This is a genomic window from Bacillus sp. JJ664, assembly GCF_036962205.1.
Taxonomy (GTDB): Bacteria; Bacillota; Bacilli; order Bacillales; family Bacillaceae_G; genus Gottfriedia.
In genome coordinates this window covers 1-1,457 of sequence record NZ_JBALMS010000215.1, presented here as the reverse complement: position 1 = coordinate 1,457, position 1,457 = coordinate 1, and the positions used below count along the sequence as shown (strand labels likewise).

At 31.2% G+C, this 1,457-nt stretch carries 2 protein-coding genes; both read right to left on the bottom strand.

The features are described 5' to 3' along the window. Positions 1-118 precede the first annotated feature (118 nt). A complete protein-coding gene (locus tag V7056_RS20375; RefSeq protein WP_499704211.1) occupies positions 119-679 on the bottom strand; it encodes a class I SAM-dependent methyltransferase in 561 nt (186 codons plus the stop codon). A gap of 118 nt (positions 680-797) precedes the next feature. Further along, entirely contained in the window at positions 798-1,151 is a 354-nt protein-coding gene (locus tag V7056_RS20370) for a DUF6054 family protein (protein WP_499704210.1), read from the bottom strand. Between the last annotated feature and the right edge of the window lie 306 nt (positions 1,152-1,457).

Sequence of the window (1,457 nt, the reverse complement as noted above, 5' to 3'; positions counted from 1 at the left end):
AGATCGAATAAATGATATCTTTGATGGTAGTAAAGATAGTGGTGGGAACGGTGAAAGTGAAGATAGTAATGATGGCGGAGATGGCGGTGAATAATAGTTTTAGTCTCGTAATGAATACTTATCGTTTAACCGCATCGACAATTAGCGAAGGAAATCCAAGTAGATCCCCTTGATTTCTAGTATCATACTTTTTTGAACGGTAAATCACACCATCATTCGCTTCCCACTCACTGTAGTAAAATTTTCCGTTTTCATCACAATATTCAACTAAAGTAACTTCAAATCCAGCATTTTCAAACATTTGAGTTAATGTTTTATAGTTATGAACGATTTTATGACTTGCAGCAGGATGGTCTTTCGGTCCAGGTCCCCCTACTTTCACGATATTTTGATAGGTTTCATCTGGGAAAAATGCATCAGGGACAGCACAACGGATATGACCAGCTGCTTTCAAAAATTTAAAACAAATTTTAGCTGCTTCCACACCTTCTTCAAAGGATAGATGCTCCCATACATGCTCGGCCAAGATAGCTGAAATTGAGTTATGCTCAAAACGATTATCCCAAGTAGATTCATCTAATAAGTTAAGTTCATCTTCCTGAGTTTGTATCCAACCTGGATTATTGTTAAATGCACCGGCACCTACGACTACTTTCAGTTCTTTTTGTTTAATCTCGATCGCCTCCACCTTTTCAATATTATTTCCTATAGACCCTATGAATATAGTAAGACTTATTAAAATCAATTTTCTATTATATCGGTACATTTTAAAAATAGCTTCATCTAATACAACAGTATTATGTTTCCTTTGTGATTTCAATTATGTTTGCTACCAAGTTTTTTCTTAATGATGTAATGAAACTTTTACCAGCTCCCAAACCGATATCGAATAATCCTTCACCATTTCCTGATGATATACATTTGACAACTGTTCCCCCATCAAAATTATCAATCGTAACTGTCAATGTTGCAGTACTATTGTTTCTTAAGAAGAACTTCTCAAATACTAAAATAGCAATCTCTTTCTCTACACCTTGTACAACTTTATAATCCTCAAATATCAATTTTGACTTTAATTCTTTGTCTTCTAAAATAAGCTGTACTGCTTGTATTGGTTTAATATTGACTTTACATTCCAAAAAATGTTTCATGTAAATTTCATCTCCTAATTAAATAAAGTAAGATATATAATCTCTGTTATATCTACTAAATATGAAAATTCTGGTAAATAAATTGGATTTTACTGGTTTTAATATATTTTAATCATTACTTCTTTAATTTTCTACAAGCAAAGCAAAAAAACTACAGATATAGATTCTTTCATTTAATAAAAAATTTGTTATTTTAATAGACTCGTAATCCAAAAACGATCTGATGTATTTAATAATTTTAAAACATTGGTAGCAATCTTTTCATAATCTTTTTCTAATTTAGCACTTTCGAAATAAAACCATTTA

Coding starts and splice junctions, on each gene's coding strand:
- V7056_RS20370 (WP_499704210.1), bottom strand. CDS start 1,151: ATGAAACATTTTTTGGAATGTAAAGTCAATATTAAACCAATACAAGCA.